The organism is Massilia sp. IC2-476, assembly GCF_020707295.1.
In the GTDB taxonomy this organism is placed as follows: Bacteria; Pseudomonadota; Gammaproteobacteria; order Burkholderiales; family Burkholderiaceae_D; genus Telluria.
Window position 1 is genome coordinate 267,210 of the sequence record NZ_JAJFER010000002.1, and the last position, 23,611, is coordinate 290,820.

At 66.2% G+C, this 23,611-nt stretch carries 21 protein-coding genes and 1 pseudogene; 6 read left to right on the plus strand and 16 right to left on the minus strand.

Features of this window, described 5'->3' with window-relative positions; genetic code table 11:
- Positions 1-4: 4 nt before the first annotated feature.
- Positions 5-1,336, plus strand: a complete 1,332-nt coding sequence (locus tag LK539_RS06110; protein WP_227800025.1) for a hypothetical protein — start codon at positions 5-7, stop codon at positions 1,334-1,336.
- A gap of 7 nt (positions 1,337-1,343) precedes the next feature.
- Here LK539_RS06110 and LK539_RS06115 read toward each other — a convergent pair whose 3' ends face one another.
- The 6 genes and pseudogenes from LK539_RS06115 to LK539_RS06140 form a co-directional block, all read right to left on the minus strand.
- Positions 1,344-2,234: a bile acid:sodium symporter family protein gene (locus LK539_RS06115; protein WP_227800026.1), complete on the minus strand. Its 891-nt coding sequence runs from the start codon at positions 2,232-2,234 to the stop codon at positions 1,344-1,346.
- A gap of 106 nt (positions 2,235-2,340) precedes the next feature.
- Positions 2,341-3,305: pseudogene (locus tag LK539_RS06120) on the minus strand (IS1595 family transposase); the annotation flags it as partial.
- 87 nt (positions 3,306-3,392) lie between these two features.
- Positions 3,393-4,352 (minus strand): hypothetical protein, encoded by a 960-nt coding sequence (locus LK539_RS06125; protein ID WP_227800027.1) that lies wholly within the window; start codon positions 4,350-4,352, stop codon positions 3,393-3,395.
- A 48-nt stretch (positions 4,353-4,400) separates the two neighbouring features.
- Positions 4,401-5,645 (minus strand): diguanylate cyclase, encoded by a 1,245-nt coding sequence (locus LK539_RS06130; protein ID WP_227800028.1) that lies wholly within the window; start codon positions 5,643-5,645, stop codon positions 4,401-4,403.
- Positions 5,646-5,778: 133 nt separating this feature from the next.
- Positions 5,779-7,521, minus strand: coding sequence for a gamma-glutamyltransferase (gene ggt / locus LK539_RS06135; RefSeq protein ID WP_227800029.1), 1,743 nt, complete (start codon positions 7,519-7,521; stop codon positions 5,779-5,781).
- A 16-nt stretch (positions 7,522-7,537) separates the two neighbouring features.
- Complete coding sequence (locus tag LK539_RS06140) at positions 7,538-7,942, minus strand: hypothetical protein (protein ID WP_227800030.1); 405 nt, start codon at positions 7,940-7,942, stop codon at positions 7,538-7,540.
- A gap of 189 nt (positions 7,943-8,131) precedes the next feature.
- On the opposite strand from LK539_RS06140, the gene pstS reads away from it, so the two are divergent.
- The 4 genes from pstS to LK539_RS06160 all read left to right on the plus strand — a co-directional run bounded on the left by pstS (position 8,132) and on the right by LK539_RS06160 (position 13,253).
- Positions 8,132-9,160: a phosphate ABC transporter substrate-binding protein PstS gene (gene pstS, locus LK539_RS06145; protein ID WP_227800031.1), complete on the plus strand. Its 1,029-nt coding sequence runs from the start codon at positions 8,132-8,134 to the stop codon at positions 9,158-9,160.
- A 57-nt stretch (positions 9,161-9,217) separates the two neighbouring features.
- Positions 9,218-9,862: a response regulator transcription factor gene (locus tag LK539_RS06150; protein ID WP_227800032.1), complete on the plus strand. Its 645-nt coding sequence runs from the start codon at positions 9,218-9,220 to the stop codon at positions 9,860-9,862.
- Between the two features lie 73 nt (positions 9,863-9,935).
- Positions 9,936-12,629, plus strand: a complete 2,694-nt coding sequence (locus LK539_RS06155; RefSeq protein ID WP_227800033.1) for an EAL domain-containing protein — start codon at positions 9,936-9,938, stop codon at positions 12,627-12,629.
- 60 nt (positions 12,630-12,689) lie between these two features.
- Positions 12,690-13,253 (plus strand): manganese efflux pump MntP family protein, encoded by a 564-nt coding sequence (locus LK539_RS06160; RefSeq protein ID WP_227800034.1) that lies wholly within the window; start codon positions 12,690-12,692, stop codon positions 13,251-13,253.
- Positions 13,254-13,271: 18 nt separating this feature from the next.
- On the opposite strand, the gene LK539_RS06165 is transcribed toward LK539_RS06160, so the two are convergent.
- The 6 genes from LK539_RS06165 to yghU form a co-directional block, all read right to left on the minus strand.
- Positions 13,272-13,781: a gluconate 2-dehydrogenase subunit 3 family protein gene (locus LK539_RS06165; protein WP_227800035.1), complete on the minus strand. Its 510-nt coding sequence runs from the start codon at positions 13,779-13,781 to the stop codon at positions 13,272-13,274.
- A 26-nt stretch (positions 13,782-13,807) separates the two neighbouring features.
- The gene (locus tag LK539_RS06170) at positions 13,808-15,529 is read right to left on the minus strand and encodes a GMC oxidoreductase (RefSeq protein WP_227800036.1); all 1,722 of its coding nucleotides are present in this window, start codon (positions 15,527-15,529) and stop codon (positions 13,808-13,810) included.
- A 68-nt stretch (positions 15,530-15,597) separates the two neighbouring features.
- The gene (locus LK539_RS06175) at positions 15,598-15,813 is read right to left on the minus strand and encodes a hypothetical protein (protein WP_227800037.1); all 216 of its coding nucleotides are present in this window, start codon (positions 15,811-15,813) and stop codon (positions 15,598-15,600) included.
- Between the two features lie 238 nt (positions 15,814-16,051).
- Complete coding sequence (locus tag LK539_RS06180; RefSeq protein ID WP_227800038.1) at positions 16,052-16,675, minus strand: exopolysaccharide biosynthesis protein; 624 nt, start codon at positions 16,673-16,675, stop codon at positions 16,052-16,054.
- Between the two features lie 290 nt (positions 16,676-16,965).
- The gene (locus LK539_RS06185; RefSeq protein ID WP_227800039.1) at positions 16,966-17,445 is read right to left on the minus strand and encodes a VOC family protein; all 480 of its coding nucleotides are present in this window, start codon (positions 17,443-17,445) and stop codon (positions 16,966-16,968) included.
- 138 nt (positions 17,446-17,583) lie between these two features.
- Positions 17,584-18,384, minus strand: a complete 801-nt coding sequence (gene yghU / locus LK539_RS06190) for a glutathione-dependent disulfide-bond oxidoreductase (protein WP_227800040.1) — start codon at positions 18,382-18,384, stop codon at positions 17,584-17,586.
- A gap of 156 nt (positions 18,385-18,540) precedes the next feature.
- Here yghU and LK539_RS06195 point away from each other — a divergent pair, with 156 nt between their 5' ends.
- Positions 18,541-19,212: a hypothetical protein gene (locus tag LK539_RS06195; protein ID WP_227800041.1), complete on the plus strand. Its 672-nt coding sequence runs from the start codon at positions 18,541-18,543 to the stop codon at positions 19,210-19,212.
- Between the two features lie 58 nt (positions 19,213-19,270).
- Here the strand turns inward: LK539_RS06195 and rpoH are convergent, their stop codons facing one another.
- The 4 genes from rpoH to ftsY all read right to left on the minus strand — a co-directional run bounded on the left by rpoH (position 19,271) and on the right by ftsY (position 23,424).
- The gene (gene rpoH, locus LK539_RS06200) at positions 19,271-20,161 is read right to left on the minus strand and encodes an RNA polymerase sigma factor RpoH (protein WP_227800042.1); all 891 of its coding nucleotides are present in this window, start codon (positions 20,159-20,161) and stop codon (positions 19,271-19,273) included.
- A 525-nt stretch (positions 20,162-20,686) separates the two neighbouring features.
- The gene (ftsX, locus tag LK539_RS06205; protein WP_227800043.1) at positions 20,687-21,601 is read right to left on the minus strand and encodes a permease-like cell division protein FtsX; all 915 of its coding nucleotides are present in this window, start codon (positions 21,599-21,601) and stop codon (positions 20,687-20,689) included.
- On the minus strand, positions 21,598-22,260 hold the full coding sequence (locus LK539_RS06210) for a cell division ATP-binding protein FtsE (protein ID WP_227800044.1): 663 nt from the start codon (positions 22,258-22,260) through the stop codon (positions 21,598-21,600). The genes ftsX and LK539_RS06210 overlap by 4 nt, the downstream gene beginning before the upstream one ends.
- A 6-nt stretch (positions 22,261-22,266) precedes the next feature.
- The gene (ftsY, locus tag LK539_RS06215) at positions 22,267-23,424 is read right to left on the minus strand and encodes a signal recognition particle-docking protein FtsY (RefSeq protein WP_227800045.1); all 1,158 of its coding nucleotides are present in this window, start codon (positions 23,422-23,424) and stop codon (positions 22,267-22,269) included.
- Positions 23,425-23,611 lie beyond the last annotated feature (187 nt).

The following is a 23,611-nucleotide window of genomic DNA, read 5'->3' on the forward strand; positions in this document are numbered from 1 at the left end:
ACGCTTGATCGGCTGCCTCCTGTGCCTGGTGGTGATCGCCGTCGGCGCAGTGGCGGCCAACGAGGGCCCACGCACGGCGCTCGCCTTTTTCTGGTGCGGAGCCTGCGTCATCCTCCTGATGAACTGGGCCTGGCGCTTCATGCCCGGCGCGGTGAAACTCAACAACCCGGCCAACGCCCGGCTGGTGCCGCAGGCGCGCCGGCGCCTGGTCGAATTGTCCTGTCTGGTGTGCTTCGCCGGCCTTGCCGGCATCGCGAGCGCGCCCTATACCAGCACCACGCAACTGGGCGCAGCGCTGTTCTGGGTCGTGCTCATCACCATGGGAACGGGCCTTGCCGCGGCCGGCCATCCGGCGGGCACCACGATCGTCGTCGTGGGAGGGCTGTGCGCCGGTTTCGCGGGCAAGCTGTCGGGACTGACGGGCGCGCTGTCGCATCCGATCGTCATCCTGCTGTCGCTGCCGGTCTATGCCGTCGTGATCGTGGTGGCGGTGCGGGCCATGTTTGCGCAGGGCGGCGAGCGGCACTGGAGCATGGAGGCGCGGCGCACCCGCTGGACGGATACCGCCGCCAAGCGCGATCCCCTGGTCGCGCAACTGGACGGTTTCAATACCCGGGGCTGGTACGCCGCCGCGCTGCGCCGCGACAGCGCCCGCCGCGACGGCCGGCGCCTGCTGCTGCACGCGCTCGGTCCTGTCCACCACCCGGCCGAGATGGCGGTCGGAACAGGCATCCTGGCGCTGGTCCTGGGCTGCGTCGGCCTGCTCACAGCCTGGCGCGTCGATGCCGAGGTGGTGCGCGGCATCGGCTGGATGTTCGCCGCGGTCCTGCTGTTCGTGCCGCTCTCGTTCTGCCTGCGCCTGGGACAGCTGGCGGACAGCAATCCGGCGGAGCAGGCGCTGGCGCGGCTGGCGCCGACCGCGCCGGCATCGAGCGCCGATTTCAACCGGCGGCTCGGCCGTTTCCTGGTGCAGCGCGCAGTCGGGGGCTGGCTGCTGGCCAGCGCCGCCGGCCTGGTGTTGTTGGCGCTCGGCGGTGCGGATGGCGAGGCGGTGCTGCGCCTGGCGGGCATCTGCTGCCTGGCCCTGCCGATGGTCGCGCTGCCGCTACGCGACCACGCCGGCAGAAACCTGTCCGGCGTGGCGGGCATCCTGTTGCTACTGCTGTCCTTCACGGCCGATCTGCTGCTTGCCTTCCCGATCGGCCGGGTCACTGGGCTGCCGGTGATGGCGGTCGCCGCGCTGCTCGGCATCGCGACGACCCTGTTCGCGGTGGCGCGGGGCCTGCGCACGATGCGCGCATCGCCCTGCGCCTTCCCGGCCGGGCGACTCGCGTGAATGCCGCTCAGGCGGAGGTGGGCGCCGTTGCCGCGGCCTGCTGTTTCCTGCCCAGCACCAGCAGGCCGAAGGCGGTGGCGAACACGTACATGCTGACCGAGTAGATCGCCGCCGGCAGCATCAGCTGGAAGTCGCCCAGCACCGACACCGCCACGAAGATCGCCAGCGTCGAGTTGTGGATGCCGATCTCGTAGCCGATCGCGATCGCGTTCGGCTTGTCCAGGCCCAGCAGGCGCGGCACGTAGTAGCCCAGGCCCAGGCTGGCGATGTTGAACAGGATGACGGCCAGGCCGATCGAGGCGAACGAGGTCGTGATGGCGTTCCATTCCTTGGCGATGGCGATCACGGCCAGCAGGGCCAGCACCGCCATCGAGAAGCGCTTCATCGGCTTGTCCATGCGCGCCGCAAATGCGGGTGCGCGGCTTTTCACGAACATGCCGAGCGCCACCGGGATCAGGACGATCACGATCACCTCGACCACCTTGGCGGTCTGCATCGGCACCACCTGGCCGCTGCGGGCGAAGGTGTCGATGGCGAAGTTGGCGATCAGGGGCAGGCTGACGATCGACAGCACCGTGTTGATCGCGGTGAGCGAAATGTTCATCGCCACGTTGCCGCCGAACAGGTGGCTGAACAGGTTGGCCGATACGCCGCCGGGCGAGGCCGCCAGCAGCATCAGGCCGACCGCGTAGACCGGCGCCACGCCCAGCCCGACGATCAGGCCGTAGCAGATCGCCGGCAGCACCACGGCCTGCAGCACGAGGGCCAGGACCACGGCCTTTGGGTGGCCCAGCAGGCGGCGGAAGTCGCCGAGGGTGAGTGACAGGCCCAGCCCGAACATGATCAGCGCCAGCGCGCCGATCAGGAGGGTGGGCAGCAGGGTGATGAAGTTGCTCATGCGTTGTCTCCGTTATTGTTGGTGTCGGCGACAGCGCATGCCGCACTGCCTGCCGTAATGACAGTGTAGAGCAGCTGCTGAGCGAAGCGGAAAAAAAGCGTCGCGCTGTCATCGTTCGATGTGGAAAAGGCCGATCGCTGTTCGCAGCAGGTGATCTGGGGCGGCAATGCGCTCCGCATCCAACGCCCAGCGCCAGCCGAGGTAGTTCGGCAGGTAGCATGAAGCGACGCCGTGAAAGCGCGACAGCCAGCTGCGCAGGCGCTGGTGATACGCATTCACATTCTGGACATGCACGGCACCGCGCATGCGTTCGCCCGCCCGCAGGTTGACGAAGGCATGGGCAATGCCGGCCTCATTCGCGAAGGTCCGGTACGCCCGATGCCCATCAGTCACCAGCAGGACGTCGGGGTCGAGCACGGGCAGCAGGTGCCGGTGCAGCTGCCTGGCCGTGACGGCAGCACGTCCGGTCACGCAGGAACAGGTCTGGCCGCTGCGGTCGCGGGCGACCAGGACGCAGTCGTGCTCATGGCTGATGCCCCGGGTGCGGGCGCTACCGCCACGCTTGCGGGCAGGCCGGTCCAGGCTGCGCGAACCCTTTTGTGATTCGAGGATGAACATCTCGTCCGCTTCTGCGATGCCGGCGAGGCGCTCGGGTTGATCGAGCCGTACCCCGTCAAGAAAACGGTGGCGCCATCGAAAGCTGGTGTTGCGGTGCACGCCGACACGTTTGGCTGCCGCGCGCACGCTGCGGGAGTCGAGCATGTCACTGAGGTAGTCGATCCATTTGGATCGGTGGCGCAGCCTGGCGAGGGGCGTGCCGCTCAAGGCGCTGAAAGTGCGGCCGCAGGAACGGCAGCGGTAGCGCTGTAACCCTCGGACGATGCCATGACGGTAGTGACGGTTGTTGCCGCATCCGGGGCAGCACAGCGGAGCGGTCTGGACGCCATCGATGGCTTCACATACCTGATCCAGGCCAAGCGCCGGACGCAGGAAGTCGATCAGGAGCAATCGTTGCTGGCGGCTGAGCAAGCCTGCCTGCTGCAGCAAACGACGAAAGCCGGCGGCGTTCATGGTCCCTCCTGGTCATCGACGCAGGTTGGACATCCGCTCAGCTCAACAGTTCAGTTTCTACAGCTAGCGGTGACAGCGCCAAAAGCGTCAACGGACGGCGTTGGCTTCTTCCAGGATGGCGCACCAGTCGGTGTTGTACAGGGTGCCGAACAGGCGCCCGGCATTGCTGGTCGGCTCGACGCGCTTGTGCGTCAGGTTGCTCATGGTGGGCCCGGCGGCGCCCACGTAGACGGTCATGAACTGGATGTCCGAGCGCGGGCGCGACTTGTCGAGCAGGTCCGGGTTGACCACCTTGCGGCCATGGCCGTCGTCGACGTGGATCGGGCGCTCGGTATTCGATATCACGAACATGTAGCCGTAGCGCAGTACCGTCATGCCCTTGTAGCTGCCCGAGGACACGCGTGAGCCGATCTCTTCCGGGTTGTTGACGGTGATCCTCAGCACCGGCCCTTCGCCCGGCGTGTGATAGGTGCCGTCCGGGAAGCGCTGGGTGTCCTTGTCGCCGAGGGTGATGGGGTAGGCGATCAGCGACATGCTGGCCGGGATCGGTCCCCCGTTTTCATATCCGAACGAAGGAATCCACGTCAGGCTGGCGCCGCGGATGTTCACCAGCGCCGGCTGTTCCAGCACACGCCCGATGATGCGCTCCAGCTTGCGCTGCAGCGCGGCGTATTCCGGCTGCTTTCTGACGCCGCTCCATTGCCCCGACACGGGCCGGATGTAGCCCAGGGCGTCGGTGTCCGGCGTGCTGCCTCGGGTATCGGCGTCCGGCCGGCTCCAGTAGTCGACGATGTAGTCGGCGTAGAAGACGGTGCCGTCCTCGAGGCGCATGCGCTGCGGCGTGCTGCCGGCGCGCACGTACGGGGCCCTGGCCGCTGCCGGTGCGGCAGGGATAGCGGCCGGTTTCGCCGTCGCCTGGTTGGCCAGCGACTGCACCGCCGTGCCCACCGCCTGCTTTGCCAGATTATTGAGGAAGTCGTTGGCCGACACCGGCTGTGCCGCGAGGCAGGCCGCCAGCGCGGCCGCGAGGGAGAAGGAGTGTTTCATACCGATCCGGAAGAGTGGGGTCGGCTGAAACTGTAGGGCAGCCCCGCGCTAGAAAACAGCCCCCGCCGTGGGGGTTGCGCCCTGGGTTTCGGCGGGCAGGGGCGCGGCCATGCCGGGCTCGACGCGTGCGAAGGACAGCATGCCGCGCCCGCCGTGCTTGGAGGCGTACAGCGCGTCGTCGGCGGCCTGCATCAGGCCTTCCAGGTCGGTGCCGTTGTGGGGGAACACGGCGGCGCCGATGCTGGCGCCGACAGCGTTGTCGGCCGTGCTCGGGTGCAGGGCCGGGTACAGGCTGTCGATCAGGCGCCGCCCGATGCTGGTCGCCTCGTTGCGCGAGATGTCGCCTTCCATCAGGACCACGAATTCGTCGCCGCCCAGGCGCGCCAGGAATTCGCCGCCGCGCAGCGCCCCCTGGAAGCGCAGCGCGACTTCCTTGAGCACCTCGTCACCCACGCCGTGGCCGTAGGTGTCGTTGACTTCCTTGAAGCGGTCCAGGTCGATCGCCAGCAGGGTAAAGGGCTTGGCGCTGCGCAGGCTCCGGGCGACCAGGCGGCGCGCCCAGCGGTCGAAGAAGCGCCGGTTCGGCAGGCCGGTGAGGACGTCGTGCGAGGCTTCCATCGCCAGGCGCTTGGCCAGCTCGTTGTTGCGGCGCGCCGCCGCGCTCAAGGAGCGCCAGGCGTGCAGGGCCATTGCCACCACGGTCGAGAGCATCACGACCAGGATTGCCGCGGCGCGCAGCAGGCGCTCGTTGAAGCCGTCGATGATGGCGTCGCGCGCCACCCGCAGGCGCGCGACTTCGTCCTGGATCAGCTGGCGCGCTTCCAGCATCTTCTGGCGGCCGAAGCCCTCGCGCACGATGTTCATGGCGGCATCAGGGTCGCCGCGCTTCCTGAGCTGCACCGTGCGTTCCAGTTCTTCCAGCTTGCTCTCGCTGACCAGGGCCAGCCTGCGCACGCTGGCCAGGAATTGCGGGTCCTGGTAGCCGGACTGTTCCGCCTGCTGCAGGTGCTCGCGCACGCTGTCGCGTCCCAGCTGGTAGGGCTGGAGGTAGGCCGGGTCGCCGGTGAGCAGGTAGCCGCGCTGGCCGGTCTCGGCATTGAGCAGGTTGAGCAGCACGTTGCGGACCTGGATCCGCGCCGCATCGTTCTGGCGCAGGGCGCCCATCGCCTGGCGCAGGTCGACCACTTCACGCACGAAGAAGATGCTCATCGCCAGGATGATGGCGAGCGCGACCGCCAGGGTGGCGGCGCTCCGGCGGATGGGCAGGGCAGGCACGGCGTAGGGCGTGGGCATAACGGTAAGCAGGTGTGCTGATTACCATATGTTATCTCAACGTAAGATCATTCCTACATGAACTTGTTCTTCCAGCCATGAAAGATTTTGAACATGTACACAATGCCCAACAGTGGTGCGCCCGCTCCCGCGTTTAATGGCCGCGGCGCTGCACCAGCGCCGTGCCGACGCCGTGGCGCTTGCCCTCGCTGACGGCGGTCACGGTGCCATCCGGGTTGAACACCAGGGCGTTGGCCGCGCCGATTTCTTCCGGGTCGGCTTCCCAGCGGTGGCCGAAGCGCGCCAGCGCCCGTGCCTGTTCGGTGCCGGCGAAACCCGGCTCGATCGAGGTCGCCTCGCCGTTGCGCTCCGAGATGCGCGGAGCGTTCACCGCCTGGTCCATCGGCATGCCGAGGTCGATGTAATTGAAGATGGTCTGCAGCACCGTGGTGATGATGGTCGAGCCGCCCGGGCTGCCGATGGTGAAGGCCGGCTTGCCATCCTTCAGGGCGATGGTGGGCGCCATGCTCGAGCGCGGGCGCTTGCCGGCTTCCGGCACGTTCGGGTGCGGGCCGCTGAAGTCGAAATCGGTCAGCTCGTTATTCAGCAGGAAGCCGTAGCCGGGCACCACGATGCCGCTGCCGCCCCAGGATTCGATGGTGAAGGTGTAGGACACCACGTTGCCGTCCTTGTCCGAGACCGTCAGGTGGGTGGTGTGGGCGTTTTCCAGCTGCAGGCGGTGCGACTGCGGACGCAGCGGCACGCTCTGGTCGTGCTGGTAGCCGTAGGGATCGCCCGCCGCGGCGCTGCGGCCGGCGCGCTGGTTGATGAGTTTCCTGCGCTGGGCCGCGTATTCCTTCGACAGCAGTCCCGCCACTGGCGCGTCGATGTATTCGGGGTCGGCAAGGTAGGCGTTGCGGTCGGCAAAGGCGAGGCGGCTGGCCTCGATGTACAGGTGCTCGGCCTGGGCGCGCGGCATGCGCGACAGCTCGAAGCCCTCCAGGATATTGAGCGCCTCGGCCACGGTGGCGCCGCCGCTGCTGGGCAGGGGCATGCCGTAGATCTCGTAGCCGCGGTAGGTGCTGCGCAGCGGCTGGCGGATGCGCGCTTCGTAGTTGGCCAGGTCGGCCATGCTCATGCGGCCCGTGCGCGCGCTTTTGCCGGGTGCAAAAGGCGGTTTGTTGACGGCCTCGACGATCGCGCGCGCGATCGGCCCTTCATAGAAGGCTTTAACGCCGCCCTGGGCGATCTCGCGATAGGCCCTGGCCATGCCGGGATTGCGGATCAGGGTGCCCGGCTGCACGGCCTTGCCGTTCCGCAGATACAGGGCGCTAGTCGGCGCATAGAGCTGAAATTTCCTTTCATTTTGGGCCGTTAAATGAGAGAAAATTTCAGTGACTTTGTAGCCCTTGTCGGCTACCTCGATCGCCGGCGCCAGCACCTTCTTGAAATCCATGCTGCCGTAGCGCGTCAAGGCTTCGTGCCAGCCGCGCACCGTGCCCGGCACGCCGACCGAGGCGCTGCTGGCCACCACGCTCTCGAAATCGACCGGCTTGCCGTTCTCGAGGAAGGCGGCAGGGGTGAAGCCGGCGGGCGCCGTCTCGCGGTGGTCGATGGTGATGACGCGCTTGTCCTTGGCCAGGTAGATCACCATGAAGCCGCCGCCTCCGATGCCGCAGCTGAACGGGTCGGTCACGCCGAGCGTCGCCGCGGCGGCCACGGCCGCGTCGATGGCGTTGCCGCCCCCGTTCAGGATGCGCAGGGCCGCGTTCGACGCCTGCTCGCTGATGGTGGCGACGGCGCCGCCCGTGCCGGTGGCCACCGGGGTCCTGGCGAGCACGGGGCCCAGCACGATGGACAAGCTGAGCCCGCAGGCGAGCAGCGTCGCTTTCTTCATGGCGCGTCCCCGGCGCTTATTGCGCGTACATATTGAAGGTCACTGGATAGGAAGGCGGCGGACTGCCCGCCATGCCGCGCGGCGGGGGCGGCGTCAGGTGGTCGAGCTCGATACGCGAGCCGCGCAGGGCCGGCGACATGTAGCCCGGCTGGCCCTGCACCAGGTAGAAGGCCTGGGCCACGCTGCCGATGCGCATCGTGAAGCGGTAGGCCAGGCGCCCCGGCCAGATGCAGCGCGTATTGTCCGGGCAGCGGCTGTCTTCCGCGCCTTCGTAGGTGATGGTGAGGCGCTCGGCCAGCGGCAGCACCTGCTGCGGCGCGAGGGTGTAGCGCGCTTCGGGCAGGCGGTCCTTGGTGGCCGCGCAGGCGCTCAGGAGCAGGCCGGCGCAGCCGAGGGTGACGACACGGAGCAGGGTGTGCATGCGATGTCCATCGGCTTGTATTTTTGGAATCTCCATCATAGCAAACCTGCCGTGTGTGGTCGCGCATGCACGCATTGCCATGTCACCCCGATGTTATCCACGAGGTCATAAACCGGTCATATTCGCGCACTAGACTTTGCTGCGTGGTCCAAAACACATCCCTCAACCAGGAATAGGAATAACAAGCCAATGTTCAAGAAGATCCTTGCCGGCGCAGCAGCCGCACTCGTGATGTCGACCTCCTTCGCCGCCGACATGACCGGCGCCGGCGCGACCTTCCCGTATCCGATCTACGCCAAGTGGGCCGAGTCGTACAAGGCTGCCACCGGCAACGGCCTGAACTACCAGTCGGTCGGTTCGGGCGCGGGCATCAAGCAGATCAAGGCCAAGACCGTGGACTTTGGCGCATCGGACATGCCGCTGAAAGCCGAAGAGCTGGATGAATCGGGCCTGATGCAGTTCCCCGCCATCATGGGCGGCGTGGTCGCCGTGGTCAACGTCGACGGCGTCACCCCGGGCCAGCTGAAGCTGACCGGTCCGGTGCTGGCCGACATCTACCTGGGCAAGATCACCAAGTGGAACGCCCAGCCGATCGCCGCGCTGAACCCGGGCGTCAAGCTGCCGGACGCCGACATCACCGTCGTGCACCGCGCCGATTCCTCGGGCACCTCCTTCCTGTGGACCGACTACCTGTCGAAGACCAGCCCGGAGTGGAAGACCAGCGTCGGCGCCGGCACCACCGTGAAGTGGGCCGTGGGCGTGGGCGGCAAGGGCAACGAAGGCGTGGCCGCCAACGTGCAGCGCATCAAGGGCGCGATCGGCTACGTCGAGTGGGCCTACGCCAAGAAGAACAAGCTGTCGCACACCCAGCTGAAGAACAAGGACGGCGTCTTCCTGCAGCCTGACGACGACGCCTTCAAGGCCGCCGCCGCCGGCGCCGAGTGGACCAAGACCCCGGGCTTTGGCGTGGTGCTGACCGACCAGGCGGGCAAGCAGAGCTGGCCGATCACCGGCGTCTCGTACATCCTGATGCACAAGACCCAGGCTGATGGCGCCAAGGGTGCCGAAGTCGTGAAGTTCTTCGACTGGGCCTTCAAGAACGGCGCTCCGGCTGCCGCCGAGCTGGACTACGTGCCGATGCCGGCATCGGTCGTCAAGCTGGTGCAGGCCAACTGGAAGTCGCAGCTGAAGGATGCATCGGGCAAGGCGGTCTACTGATCGTTCGATCTCTCCACGATTCCGGCGGCCTGGCCGCCGGATTTTCATTGGATTCCCATGACTACGGCAAACACGATCGTCCTGGTCGTCGACGACAAGCCGGCCGTCGCCGAGCTGCTCAAGTATTCGCTGCACGAAGACGAGTGGATCTGGCATAGCGTGCCGAGCCTGGCGCAGGCCTGGGATTTCATCGGGCGCGAGCGCCCCGAGCTGCTGCTGCAGGAATCGATGCTGCGCCAGGAAGGCGGCATGCGCCTGCTGGCGCGCCTGCGCGGCGAGCGCCGCCTGCGCGACCGGCCGGTGATCCTGCTGGCGGCCGAATGCGGCGAAGGCGAACGCAGGACGCCGGCCCCGGCGCCCGTCGCCGAATTCATCCCCCAGCCATTGCCCGAAGACGCGCCGGACGAGCGCCTGCTGCGTTCCGGCCGCCTGGTGCTGGACCCGCTCAGCTGCAGCGTCCGCGTCGGCAACCACAAGGTCGAGGTGCGCCACGCCGAATACCGCCTGCTGCGCTTCCTGCTGTGCCATCCGGGCCAGGTGTTCTCGCGCGCCCAGCTGCTCGAGCACCTGTGGGAGTCGCACGAGACCCTCGACCAGCGCACCGTGGACGTCCACGTGCTACGCCTGCGCAAGGCGCTGGGCCGCGCCAAGTCGGTGATCAAGACCGTGCGCGGAGCCGGCTACATGCTGTCGCCCGCCTGAAGGTCGAATGTCACGAAGATGACATCTTGGCTATTTAGACTGGCGGAAATTTTGCCTAGTTGAAATAGCTTGTATGAGCATCCACGTCGCTTCCCGCACCAACCGCTTCCTCGTCTTCATCTGGCCGGCCCTGGCCGTGCTGCTGGCGGCCGCCCTGTGGGCCGCCACCATTGTACGCGCGGATGCCGAGCACGCCCGCGCCGAGAGCCAGGCGCGCAAGGACGCCAGCGCCTATGCCGAAGCCTACGAGCAGTACATCACACGCTCGGTCGGGCAGATGGACCAGGTCACCATGCAGCTCAAGTTCAGCTGGGAGAAGGGCAGGGACGCTGGCCTGCTCGACGAACTGCGGCGCGACGGCATGTTCACCGACGGCGCCTTTCGCGCGGTCGCGATCGTCGATCGCAGCGGAATCGTCAGGGCCTCGACCCGGCCCGCGCTGATCGGCAGCGACCTCTCCGCCGGACCCTATTTCGTCCAGCACCGCAACCACATCTCCACCGCCCTGCGCATCGGCGGCGCGCCGGCAGGTTTCGCTGAGCAGGGCGAGCTGGTGCTGTTCACGCGCCGCCTGGACACACGCGACGACGAATTCGACGGCATCGTGCTGATGGCGGTCGACGCGCGCTACTTCACCTCGTTCGTCAGCCCGGCCACGCTGGGATCGGGCGGCGTGGTGGCGCTGGCCCACCGCGAAGGACGCCTGCGCACCGAGCAGCGCAGCGACGGCGCCGCCTTCCTCGACGCCGGCAAGCGGCTGCTGCCGGCGGACGACAGCCTGTGGTCGAGCGAACGGGGCGTGCGCCTGGTCGGGGGCGACGGCGCCGTGGGCTTTGCCGACGGCCAGGCGCGCGTGCTCGGCTGGCGCCACTCGAGCGCCTACCCGCTGGTGGCCTTGGTCGCGCTGTCGCACGGCGCGGCCCTGGCGCCAAGCGCGGCCGCCTGGGCCGACGGCCGCGACCGCGCGATCGCCATCAGCGCCTGCCTGCTGCTGCTGGGCGCCGTGGGCTCGGTGCTGGCGCGGCGCGCGGTACTGCGCGAACGCGAACAGGAACAGGTGCAGCGCGCCTACCGTACCGCCACCGAAAGCGGCAACGACGGCTTCTACATGGCGGCCGCGGTGCGTGCGCGCGACGGCAGCATCGCCGACTTTCGCATCGTCGACTGCAACGAGCGCGGCGCCTTCTTCTACGGGATGACGCGCGCCACGCTGGTGGGCAGCAGCCTGTCGCAGATCGACAGCGCGCTGTTCGGCGAAGCCCTGCTCGACACCTACCGCAAGGCGATGGACACCGGCTTTCACGAGGACGACCGCCGGATGCCGCTGGATAACCGCCTGAACATCAGCTGGGGCAGGCGGCGCCTGGTACGGGTCGGGAACGGCCTGGCGGTGACGCTGCAGGACATCAGCGAGCGCAAGGCCCACGAGAACCAGCTCGAGCGCCTGGCCAACGAAGACGTGCTGACCGGCCTGGCCACGCGCCACGCCTTCCTGAACGCGATGCCGGACATCCTGGCGCAGGCGCGTGCCAACGAGGCCGGCCTGGCGCTGCTGTTCATCGACCTGGACGAATTCAAGCACGTCAACGACAGCCACGGCCACGCGGTCGGCGACCAGCTGCTGAAATCCGCGGCGGGGCGCCTGCTGTCGCTGTTGCGCCCGAGCGACCAGGTGGCGCGCTTCGGCGGCGACGAATTCCTGGTGCTGCTGCATCCCTGCGAGGGCGAGCGCCAGGCCGCCTCGGTGGCGGCGCGCATCGTCGAGGCCTTCGCCGTGCCCTTCCTGATCGCCGACGAACTGCATGCGGTGGGCGCCTCGATCGGCATCAGCATGTATCCGCGCGACGGCCAGGACGCCGAGACCCTGGTGCGCCACAGCGACATCGCGATGTACGCCGGGAAGAACGAGGGCAAGGGCCAGTACCGCTTCTTCGACCCGGCGCTGTCGAACAACCTGAACTCGCGCGCGCGCCTGAAGCAGCGCATGCTGGAAGCGATCGAGCGCGACCAGTTCCTGCTCTACTACCAGCCGCGCGTGGACGCCCGCAGCGGCGAGCTGCTCAGCATGGAAGCCCTGGTGCGCTGGCAGCATCCGGAACTGGGCCTGGTGCCGCCGGGCGAATTCATTCCGCTGGCGGAAAGCACGGGCCTGATCCGCCGCATCGGCGACCTCGTGATCGACAAGGCCTGCGCCCAGCTGGCCGCCTGGCGCGAGGCCGGCATCGTGCTGGTGCCGGTCTCCATCAACGTCTCGCCCAAGCAGTTCCTGCGTGGCGGCGTGCAGCGTCACCTCAGCAGCGCGATGGCGCGCCACCGCATCCCGGCCAGCCTGATCGAAGTCGAGATCACCGAGTCGGCGATGATGGGCGACCACGAGGAGATCCTGGCGGAGCTGGCCGCGCTGCGCGCGCTCGGGGTCAAGCTGCATGTCGACGACTTCGGCACCGGCTATTCTTCGCTGTCGCAGCTGCAGCGCCTGCGCATGGACGTGCTGAAGGTCGACCGCGCCTTCACCATGGAGCTGGGCAACTCGAAGGAGGGCAAGGTGTTCTTCCAGGCGATCGTGTCGATGGCGCACGCGCTCGGCATGTCGGTGGTGGCCGAGGGCGTCGAGACCGCCGAGCAGCTCGACATCCTGCGCGCGCTCGACTGCAACGAGGTGCAGGGCTACTACATCGCGCGCCCGGTGCCGGCGCCCGATATGCAGGCCATGATGGCGCAGCGCTTCCTGCTGTCTTCAAGCGCGGGGGTGCCGGCAGGGGGCTAGCCGAAGGCTGGGACGGCCGCGCAGGATGTGGTATCGTCTCGCGCTCGACTGGAACCCCGCATGACTTTCACCGCTCTCATCTTCCTCGCCCTGGCGATGTCGACCGACGCCTTCGCCGCGGCGATCGCCAAGGGCGCCGCCCTGCGCAAGCCCGGCCTGCCGCAGGCGCTCCGGATTGGCCTGCTGTTCGGCTGCATCGAAACCATCACCCCCCTGATCGGCTGGGCCCTCGGCTCGCTGGCCGCCGACGCCATCCGCCAGTGGGACCACTGGATCGCCTTCGTGCTGCTGCTCGGCCTGGGCGCGCGCATGATCTGGCTCTCCTTCGGGAAGGACGAGGAGGAGGAAGAAGAGGGCGGCTCGCAGAATCTCCTGGTGCTGGTGCTGACCGCGGTCGCCACCAGCATCGATGCGATGGCGGTCGGGGTCGGGCTGGCTTTCGTCGACGTCTCGATCGTGCACGCGGCGATCGCGATCGGCATCGCCACCACCACCATGGTCACGATCGGCGTGCTGCTCGGGCGCCGCCTGGGCGCGGCCGTGGGACGCAATGCCGAGCGCATCGGCGGCGTGGTGCTGGTACTGGTGGGGACGACCATCCTGATCGAGCACCTGTCGCACTAGGAAGCGTGTCGAAAGTCGCTACGTGGCCCAGCGCCTGTCGCCCTTGGCGTACCGGATCCGGCGATAACTGCCCGGTACCGGATCGTAGCGCAGGGCCTGGGTAGCCCCAAGTTCCGACGTCAGGTAGCCGTGCACGGTCAGGCGCTTGAGCATGGCGACCATTCCGGCGCCCGCCGGGTCGACGCTCCAGCGGGTCAGGAAGCCGAGCTTCTGCGCGTCCGTCAGCGTGGTGAAGCCCTTCCCATGCTCGTGGGCGCACGCTGCCTCCAGCGCATCGAGGCCCCGGACCAATGCTTGCGCCTCCTCTCGCTGCCAGCATGCGTTGACCGTGGCGATCATGTAGAGGCCGATGGCGGCCGCGCGCGCGCCGCCAAGGCCGGGCGTGGCCGGCACGATGGTCTCGCCCAGCTCGTCGAGCAGCAGCACGTCGCGTGCTCCGAGCGCGTTTCGTCGTGCGTCGCGCCGCCGGGCCGGCAGGCTGCAGCCGCCAAGGAGGCCGATGCCGCCCAGCGCCGTAGACAGCAGCATGCGGCGGCGGCTGGTCCCCGGCCAGCTCACAGCTCCCCCTTCTTGAGCTGGTCCACGGCGAAATGCGCGGCCCGTGCGGTAAGCGCCATATAGGTGAGCGAAGGATTCGCTGTTCCGCTCGACGTCATGCAGGCGCCGTCGGTGACGAAGACATTCGGGGCGCCCCATACCTGGTTGTGGCCGTTGAGCACCGAGCTGCGGGCATCGCGGCCCATGCGCGCCGTGCCCATTTCGTGGTTGCGCAGCCCCATGTTGTCGTGCGCTTCGTGCGTCGTGATGTTGGTGAAGCCTGCACGTTCGAACATGTCGGCGCCGGCGGCGAGCATGTCGCGGGTCATCGCATGCTCGTTGTCGCCGAACGCTGCGTCGACCTCGAGCAATGGTACGCCCCAGGCATCGCGCAAAGTCGGGCTCAGGCTGACCTTGTTGCCGTGATAGGGCAGGCATTCGCCGATCCCGCGCATGCTGATCTGCCATGGACCGGGATCGCGCAAGGCCTGCTTGAGCTCCGCCCCGAGGCCTGGCGGCGTCGCTTGGGGCGTGCGCGTGCTGTTGCCCTGGTAGGCGAAACCGCGCAGGAAGGCGCTGCTGCGGTCGGCCCCGAGATTGCGAAATCGCGGCAGATACACGCCTCCGGGACGGCGCCCTTGGTAGTACTGGTCCTGGTACAGCGGCAGCTCGGCGCGGATCGTGGCATTGCAGTTATGGTCCATCAGATTGCGTCCCAGTTCGCCGCTATCATTGCCCATCCCCCGCGGGAAGCGGCTGGAAGTGGAGTTCAGCAGGATCAGCGTCGTGTTCAGGGTCGAAGCATTGACGAACACGAGCTTTGCAAAGTACTCGGTACCGGTCCTGGTGTGTGCGTCGATGACACGCACGCCCTTCGCCTTGCCGCTGGCGGGATCGACAATGATGGATTCGACCACCGAGTCCGGACGAATGGTCAGCAGGCCGGTCCGGTCTGCTGCCGGCAGGGTCGCGCTGTTGCTGCTGAAGTAGCCGCCAAATGGACAACCGCGCACGCACAGGTTGCGGTTCTGGCAGCTGCCGCGTCCGAGGTGCGGCACCGTCAGGTTGGCCATGCGCGCAATGACCAGGTGACGGTCCTGATAATGCCTGGCGAGCTGGCGCTTGAAGTGCTGTTCGGCCGGGGTCATCTGCATCGGCGGCAGGAATTCGCCGTCCGGTACCTGGGGCAACCCATCGCGGTTGCCGCTGACGCCGACGAATTTTTCCACGTGGCTGTACCAGGGAGCGAGGTCGCGGTAGCGGATCGGCCAGTCGACAGCAATGCCTTCCCTGGCGTTGGCCTCGAAATCCTGCTCGCTCCAACGCTGGGTCCAGCGCCCCCATGTCAGCGAACGCCCGCCCAGCTGGTACCCGCGGATCCAGTCGTAGGGGCGTGTCTGCACATACGGGTGTTCCTGGTCCTTGACAAAGAAGTGCTCGGTCGCTTCCTGGAACGAGGCATGGCGGCTGACGATCGGATTGTCTTCCCGCGTCTTGCGGCTCAGCTGATTCCGGTGGGGCAGCTCCCACGGCGCGCTCAGCGCAGTCGGATAGTCCTTGATGTGTTCCACCGTACGGCCCCGCTCGAGGACCAGGGTGCGCAAGCCCAGTTCACACAATTCCTTCGCCGCCATGCCGCCGCTGATGCCCGAGCCAATCACGATGGCATCGTAAGTCTGCTCGGCAGCTGCCTTGATATTGAGTGCCGGCGCGGCAGGAGAGGCTGGGATCGTGTTCATCACGTGAAGTGTACGGCCTCGTTGCCCTCACGAAAAGTGGATTCTGCCAGCCTTTCCAGGCCGAGGCCTCAGCGTGCGGGGCGGGGATGCCGGCGGCGGTCGCGCTGGCGGAAGTGCTCGGGAGAGCACAGGACGCGCAGGGCCACCTGGCGCGGCACGCCCACCTGTTCCATGAACAGCAGGGCAGGGTGCACGCCATAGCGGGCGCACAACTTCAGGCCTTCGTCGACCTGGCCCGCCGTCACAACATCGGTGCGTGCATCGTTTCTGCTTTGCTCAACCATGTGTCCTCCATGCCAGCGAAGGATGCTAGCAGAGCGGTAAATGCACTTAAAGTAAATTCTTAAGAGTGCGTGCCAACTTGATGTTTTCAGTGGCTTATCTGCAAAACTTGCATGTGTGGCATTGCGCGCTGTTGGGACAGCCGTTAGTGCCGGTCTGCATGTTTAGCAAGGGTTTGCGTGCGGGCACCGGAACGGAAACGGGCTGGAATGTTCCAGCCCGCCGAATGAGGAGGAAGGTTCAGCCGGCCATGCGGTTGAAGACTTCGCGCACCGCCAGGCCGCCGCCGCCGATGAGCAGGGTGAAATACAGGATGGTGACGACGTTGCTGATGTGGCCCAGCAGCACGCTGACGCCGTCGCGCTGCAGCAGGCCGATTGCCAGGAACAACAGGGCGACCGCAGGGAAGGTATTGCTGAAGGGGATCAGGCCGAAGGGCATCATCAGCAGCACAGCGCCTAGGATCAGGCCGGCATTGTTGAGGTGCTGGATCGGGCCGTTTGCCACCAGCCACTGGATACGATTGGGCTTGCAGACGCGTTCGATCCGGTACAGCCAGGGCAGCGCCTTGCGCAGCGCCGGGCGCAGCTTGCTGGTGGAGATCATGCGGTGCTTCAGTTTTGCCGGGACCCAGAGTTCGCGCCCGAACAGCCGGCTGATGCCGATCAGGAGGATCGCAGCGCCGAATACGGTGCTGACACCCGGGATCGATACCGGAATCAGGAACACCAGGGTGAGCAGGGCGGTCAGGATCAGCAGGCCTTCGTTGCCGACCCGGTAGATCAGTTCGCTCAGGGTGATGCCGCCAGGCGGCAGGGAGCGGACCATTCCGCGGACCTTCTTGAAGATCGGTTCACCTTGCATGGGTGTTTTTTCGTGTTGCTTGTACATGAATATGGCGTTGGGCCAGCGGCGGTGCTGCCGTTGGCTTGAAGATCGGCAATAGTATAGTGGAGAGGCGGGGCCGCCCGATGAAATCGTGTAGTTTCGCCTGATGAGGTGCGCCGCTACAAGGGCAATCGCGCCGCCCAGCCGGACAGGAGACGAATTCCACCCCTTCTGTTTCCTGGTACAGGGAGCAGAGCTTACCAGAGTATCCACCATGTCATCTTCTTGACCTCGGACGCATAGACGCGCATGGCATGGAAAGCAGCTCAGCCGTGGCGGGCAGCTTCGATCGCGGCGACGTCGATCTTCCGCATCGTCATCATGGCTTCGAAGACGCGTTTTGCCACGTCCGGGTCGGGGTCGGCGATCCCCTCGGTGAGCACGCGCGGCGTGATCTGCCACGACAGGCCCCACTTGTCCTTGCACCAGCCGCAAGCGCTCTCCTGGCCGCCGTTGCCGACGATGGCGTTCCACAGGCGGTCGGTTTCCTGCTGGTCGTCGGTCGCGATCTGGAAGGAAAAGGCTTCGGTGTGCGGGAAGACCGGACCGCCATTCAGCCCGATGCAGGGGATGCCGGCCACAGTGAAGGCGACGGTCAGCACGTCGCCCTTCTTGCCGGCCGGATAGTCGCTGGGTGCGCGGAAGACCTGGCCGACCGCACTGTCGGGGATGTTTGCCGCATAGAACTGCGCCGCTTCCAGCGCCGTTCCGTTGAACCAGAGGCAGATCGTGTTTTTGCTGACCATGGGCATGTCTCCAATCGTTGGCACATCGTTCGGGAACGTCGCGCGCCAGCATAACGCAATCGCGCCCCCGTCGTCACCTGTCCGGGTCCCGCTTACGGGAGATCAGTCCAGGTCGGAAGGATCGTGACGTTCGGGAACCTATTCATCCGGCTTGCCGCGCACGCGGTTGACCTTGCGCCCGCGGATCACGGCCGGACGCGCCGCGATCTCGTCGGCCCAGCGGCGCACGTGCTGGTACTCGTGCACGGACAGGAACTCGCCAGCGTCGTACAGCTCGCCGCGCACCATCCCGCCATACCAGGGCCAGATCGCCATGTCGGCGATCGTGTATTCGTCGCCCGCCACGAAGCGGTGCTTCGCCAGCTGCCGCTCCAGCACGTCGAGCTGGCGCTTGGTCTCCATCGCGTAGCGGTCGATCGGGTACTGCAGTTTTTCCGGCGCATAGGCATAGAAGTGGCCGAAGCCGCCGCCCACGAAAGGCGCCGAACCCATCTGCCAGAACAACCAGTTGAAGGTTTCCACGCGCGCCACGCCGTCCTTCGGCAGGAAGGCGCCGAACTTTTCCGCGAGGTAGACCAGGATCGAGCCGGACTCGAACACGCGCACGGGTTCCGGGCCGCTGCGGTCGACCATGGCAGGGATCTTCGAGTTCGGGTTGATGTCGACGAAGCCGCTCGAGAACTGCGCGCCCTCGTTGATCTTGATGAGCCAGGCGTCGTACTCCGCGCCGCTGTGGCCGAGCGCCAGCAGTTCTTCCAGCATGATGGTCACCTTGACGCCGTTCGGCGTGCCCAGCGAATACAGCTGCAGCGGGTGCTTGCCGACCGGCAGTTCGGCCTCGTGGGTCGGGCCGGCGACCGGGCGGTTGATGTTGGCAAAGGTGCCGCCGCTGGAAGCGGGCGGGGTCCAGACTGCGGGTGGGACGTAGGGTTCGGTCATCGGGGTCTCCTGGAACATGCCGGATGAAAGCATCCATTCTAGCGGGGGCGTGCGGAACGCGTTGCTTCATGCGCTGCGCATCAAAAGGGGACCGGGTGGATACGGCGGCGGGCAGGCATGCTATGGTTGGCTGTTCTTTATTGCCACGGAAACGCCATGCACGTAGAAGTACCCAAATCCCACTCGTTCAAGGAATTCGCCGGCGAGTACATCATGATCGTCGTCAGTATCATCACAGCCCTGGCGCTGGAAAACGGCGTGCACCGCTACCACCAGAACCACCGGGCGCACGAGGCGATCCGCAATATCGACGCCGAGCTGGCTGCGAACCTGGCCGAGGTGCGCTCGGTCATCAAGCAGAACCAGCAGCAGATCGACAAGACGGCGAAGATGAAAGAAATCCTGCTGGCCAACATCAAGGCCGGCAAGGCAGACAAGGAGGCCGTCCAGCTCGCGGTGGAGGGGGGCGGAGGACGTTTCGGCGTCAACATGTTCTCGCCCTCGATCCAGCGCGAGGCCTGGGACGTCGCCGTGGCCAACCAGGCCCTCACCTACGTCGAGACCGAAAGGCTGAAGCATTACGCGATGCAGTACGCGAACATGCGGGATACGCAGCAGGTGCTCGCGAACCGGGGTACCAGCTTCATGGATTACACGCAGGTAGCGAATACCTTCAGCAGCTTCGAGCTGGGTGAGATTGACGCACGCAGCGTCTACCGCGTCCTCACGCAGGTCAACTCGACCCACGAGGCGACCAACAGCATGTTGAAAGGGCTGGAGAAGCTGCTGGTCGAGGAGCAGGAGAAAACCGCGAAGCTCACACACTGAGCCGACGCCAGAAAAAGAAAAAACCCGCCGCAGCGGGTTTTTTGTTGGCTAAGCCAGCTTACACGTAAGCCGCCAGCGCGCCCTTCATCTTCTTGAGCGCTGCCGATTCGATCTGGCGGATGCGCTCGGCCGACACGCCGAACTCTTCAGCCAGCGTGTGCAGCGTGGCGCCCGAACCGTCGTCGTTGGCCAGCCAGCGCGCTTCGACGATGCGGCGCGAACGCGGGTCGAGCTTGCCCAACGCAGTCTCGAGGCCTTCCGACTGCAGGCGGTCGACCTGCTCGGCTTCCAGCACGCGGGTCGGTTCCTGCTGTTCCGAGGACAGGTAGGCGATCGGCGCGAACTTGTCGTCTTCGTCGTCGGTCGGCGATTCGAGGGCGATGTCGCGGCCCGACAGGCGGGTTTCCATCTCGATCACTTCTTCGCGCTTGACGTCGAGCATCTTCGCCAGCTCGTCCACCTGGCTCGGGGTCATGGTGTCCAGGCCCTGCTTGTTGCTGCGCAGGTTGAAGAACAGTTTGCGCTGGGCTTTGGTCGTCGCGACCTTCACCAGGCGCCAGTTCTTCAGGATGTATTCGTGCATCTCGGCCTTGATCCAGTGCATCGCGTACGAGACGAGACGCACGCCCTGGTTCGGGTCGAAGCGCTTGACGGCCTTCATCAGGCCGATATTGCCTTCCTGGATCAGGTCAGCGTGCGGCAGGCCGTAGCCGAGGTAGCCGCGCGCGATCGACACGACCAGGCGCAGGTGCGACAGGACCAGCTTCTGGGCGGCATCGAGATCATTCTTTTCGTGCAGGCGCTTGGCCAGCGAAATCTCTTCTTCGTGGGTCAGCATCGGCAGGCGATTGACGGCCGAGATATAGGCGTCAATATTGCCGAGATTGCCGGTGAAACCCAGATTCAGGGCGCGACTGCCGGCAGGAACCAATGCGGATTGTGCGGACATGTTCATTTCCCTTATAGTAATCTTGCTGCATCCCCAATGTGCCACGGACACATGCCGCGTGACACCAGCGTTACCGCTTGTTACTGGATGCTCTTCTTGATTTCGCTTTCTTCGAGACATATATTAGCACTCTCCATGGGTGAGTGCTAGGCAAGCCATCGATTTGTCGAAATCGATTAAGTTTGGCTAAAGTATTGCCTTTGGGAATCAAAATCCTGCCGATTCCACTGTAGAGCAGGCGACCTGTATTTGGTTGATTCAGCTCAAAAGTGAGCCATAAACAGCTGGAAAACGTGTTAGAGACAGGTTAAAGGCGCGGGAACGGGTCTTCTGTTGGATGGCGCACGTTCGCTGGGGACGTTCTGTAGGAATTCAACCCGTCTGAACGTAGGGAGGGTCGGCTGAGCCTTTCTGTGGGTGCTTAATGATGACTGACCGCGTGGGCGGGAAGACCCGCCCACCCTACGGTGCATTGGCTGTTCGTAGGGTGGGCGGATTCCGCCCACGCGGTCTACGCCAGCTAGATTACTGCACGCGCGCCAGGTGCCGCTGCACCGACAGCATCGCCCCGATCAGCCCGAGGCCGGCACTGATGGCCAGCACGCCCGCCGTTTCCAGCGCACCGAGCGGTGTCAGCTGGAATTCCGAGGCATACAGCCTTGCAAACTCGGCAATCGCGCTGTTCAGGGGATGCAGCGCCAGCATCACCGCGCCGAGCGCCACCGCGCCCGCACACAGGCCGAGCAGGGCGCCCGTGTAGTAGAAGGGGCGGTGGATGAAGTTGTCCGTCGCGCCCAGCAGCTTGGACACGGCGATCTCTTCCTTCTGCGTCAGCACCTGCAGGCGGATGGTGTTGAACACCACCGCGATCACCACCACGCCCAGCGTCACCGCCAGCAGCAGCAGGGCCAGGCGCAGGATGCGCAGCAGGGCGGTCAGGCGCTTGACCCAGGCCGAATCCACCTGCACGGTGTCGACACCGGGCAGGGCGCGCAGCTGTTCGGTGATGGCGTCGACCTGGGTGGCCGCGCCGCTGCCCGCCAGCTTCATCACGAAACTGTCCGGCAGCGGGTTGTCGCCCAGCGTGTCCAGCACGTCGCCCAGCCCGCTCTTCTCCTTGAGCGAGGCCAGCGCCTTTTCGCGCGGCACGAAGGCGATCTCGGACTTGCCGGCTTGGGCCAGAATCGAACGGATCTGCGGCTGCAGGCTGGAGGCCTGCTCGCGCGTGGCTTCCGCCTTCATGAACAGGCTGATTTCCGGATCGACCGACAGCTGTTCGGACAGCGGCCGCACGTTGTCGAGCAGGGTGATGCCGGCAAACGGCAGCATCAGGGCAAAGGCGACCACGAGCACGTTGAACAGGAAGCTGCCCGGCGCCTTGCGCACGGTGGACAGCGCGGCGCCGAAGGCGAAGCGGTGCTGGCGGACCCACGGGCTCATACGGCACCTCCCATCAGTTGGCCATGTTCCAGGCGGATCACGCGCGCTTGCGCACTGTCGAGCACCTGCTCGTCATGGGTCGAGATCACGCAGGTGACGCCCACGGCGTTAAACGCGCGCAGGGCATCGAGCACCTTGTCGGCCGCCACGCGGTCGAGGTTGGCGGTCGGCTCGTCGGCCAGGATGATCTGCGGGCGGTTGACGATGGCGCGCGCGATCGCCACGCGCTGCTGCTCGCCGCCGGACAGTTCCAGCGGCATCGCCCTGGCCCGTTCCAGCAGGCCGACCTTGTCGAGCGCGGCGCGGGCGCGCTGCTCGGCCTGGCCCTTGGGCGCGCCGGTGACGAGCAGCGGCAGCATCACGTTGCCGAGGATGTTGCGGTCGTTGAGCAGGCGCTGGTGCTGGAAGATCAGTCCCAGGTTACGGCGCAGGAAAGGAATGCCGGCCTTCTTGATGCGGCCGATGTCCTGGCCATTGACGGTCACCACGCCGGTGGTCGGGCGCTCGACCGCGGCCACCATCTTCATCAGGGTCGACTTGCCGGCGCCGGACGGGCCGGCCAGGTAGACCAGCTCGCCCTTGGCGATGTTGAGGGACACGTCGCGCAGCGCATACGCGTCAGGGGAGTATTGCTTGGAGACGGACTGGAATTCGATCATCGGCCTTCAACCCAGCAGCGCTTCGACGAATTCTTCGGCATTGAACGGCTGCAGGTCGTCCAGCTTCTCGCCCACGCCGATGAAGTACACCGGCACCGGGCGGGTGCGCGCGATCGCGGCCAGCACGCCGCCCTTGGCGGTGCCGTCCAGCTTGGTGATCACGAGGCCGGTGAGCTGCAGCGCGTCGTCGAAAGCCTTGACCTGGGCCAGCGCGTTCTGGCCGGTATTGCCGTCGATGACCAGCAGGGTCTCGTGCGGGGCGCCGTCCATGCCCTTGCCGATGACGCGCTTGATCTTCTTGAGTTCTTCCATCAGGTGCAGCTGGGTCGGCAGGCGACCGGCGGTATCGACCATGACCACGTCGACGCCGCGCGCCTTGCCCGACTGGACCGCATCGAAGGCGACGGCGGCCGGGTCGCCCGAGGCCTGCGAGATCACGGTGACGTTGTTGCGCTGGCCCCAGACCATCAGCTGCTCGCGCGCGGCGGCGCGGAAGGTGTCGCCCGCAGCCAGCAGCACCGACTGGTCGAAGCGCTGCATGTGCTTGGCGAGCTTGCCGATGGTGGTGGTCTTGCCGGCGCCGTTCACGCCGGAGATCATCATCACCAGCGGTTCGTGGCGGCCCAGTTCGAGCGGCTTCTGCAGCGGGCTCAGGAGTTCGATCATCAGCGCCTTGAGCGCCGCCTTGACCTGGGCCGCGTCCAGCAGCTTGTCTTCCTTGACCTTGCGGCGCAGGGAGTCCAGCAGGTGCTGGGTGGCGTCCATGCCGGCGTCCGACATCAGCAGCGCCGATTCGAGTTCCTCGTACAGGTCTTCGTCGATGCGGGCGCCGACGAACAGCAGCGACAGGTTGCTCGAGGTCTTGGACAGGCCGGCCTTCAGGCGCGCCATCCAGGATTGCTTCTTTTCGGCGTCGGTCGTGGGGCGTTCGGCGGTTTCGGGGAACAGCTCGCCGATATCGGCCGCGACGGAAGCGGGCGGTGCAGCCGGGGCAGGCGTCGGCACCGGGGCCGGCGCCGGCGCTGGCGCCGGAGCTGGGCTCGGCGGCGCGTCCAGCCTGCCGGGCACGAACATCGGCGCCGACGCGGCCGCCGGAGCCGGCGCGGCCTGGCTCGGCTCCGGAACCTCGGTCTCAGGCTTCTTTCTCTTGAAGAAACTAAACATATGTGGGGGCGAATCCTGCGCACGATGCCGGCGTCAGCCGGCGATGAAAAAAGTAGCGAATATTTTACCAGAGCAGTAAGTCGCTTCCCCCGAGCACCCGTCACGACGCTTGAAGATGCATCGAAGGAACTGTTTGTTGCGTTATTGCTGAAACCGGCAGGCTACTCAACAGTGCGGTTCTGGAAAA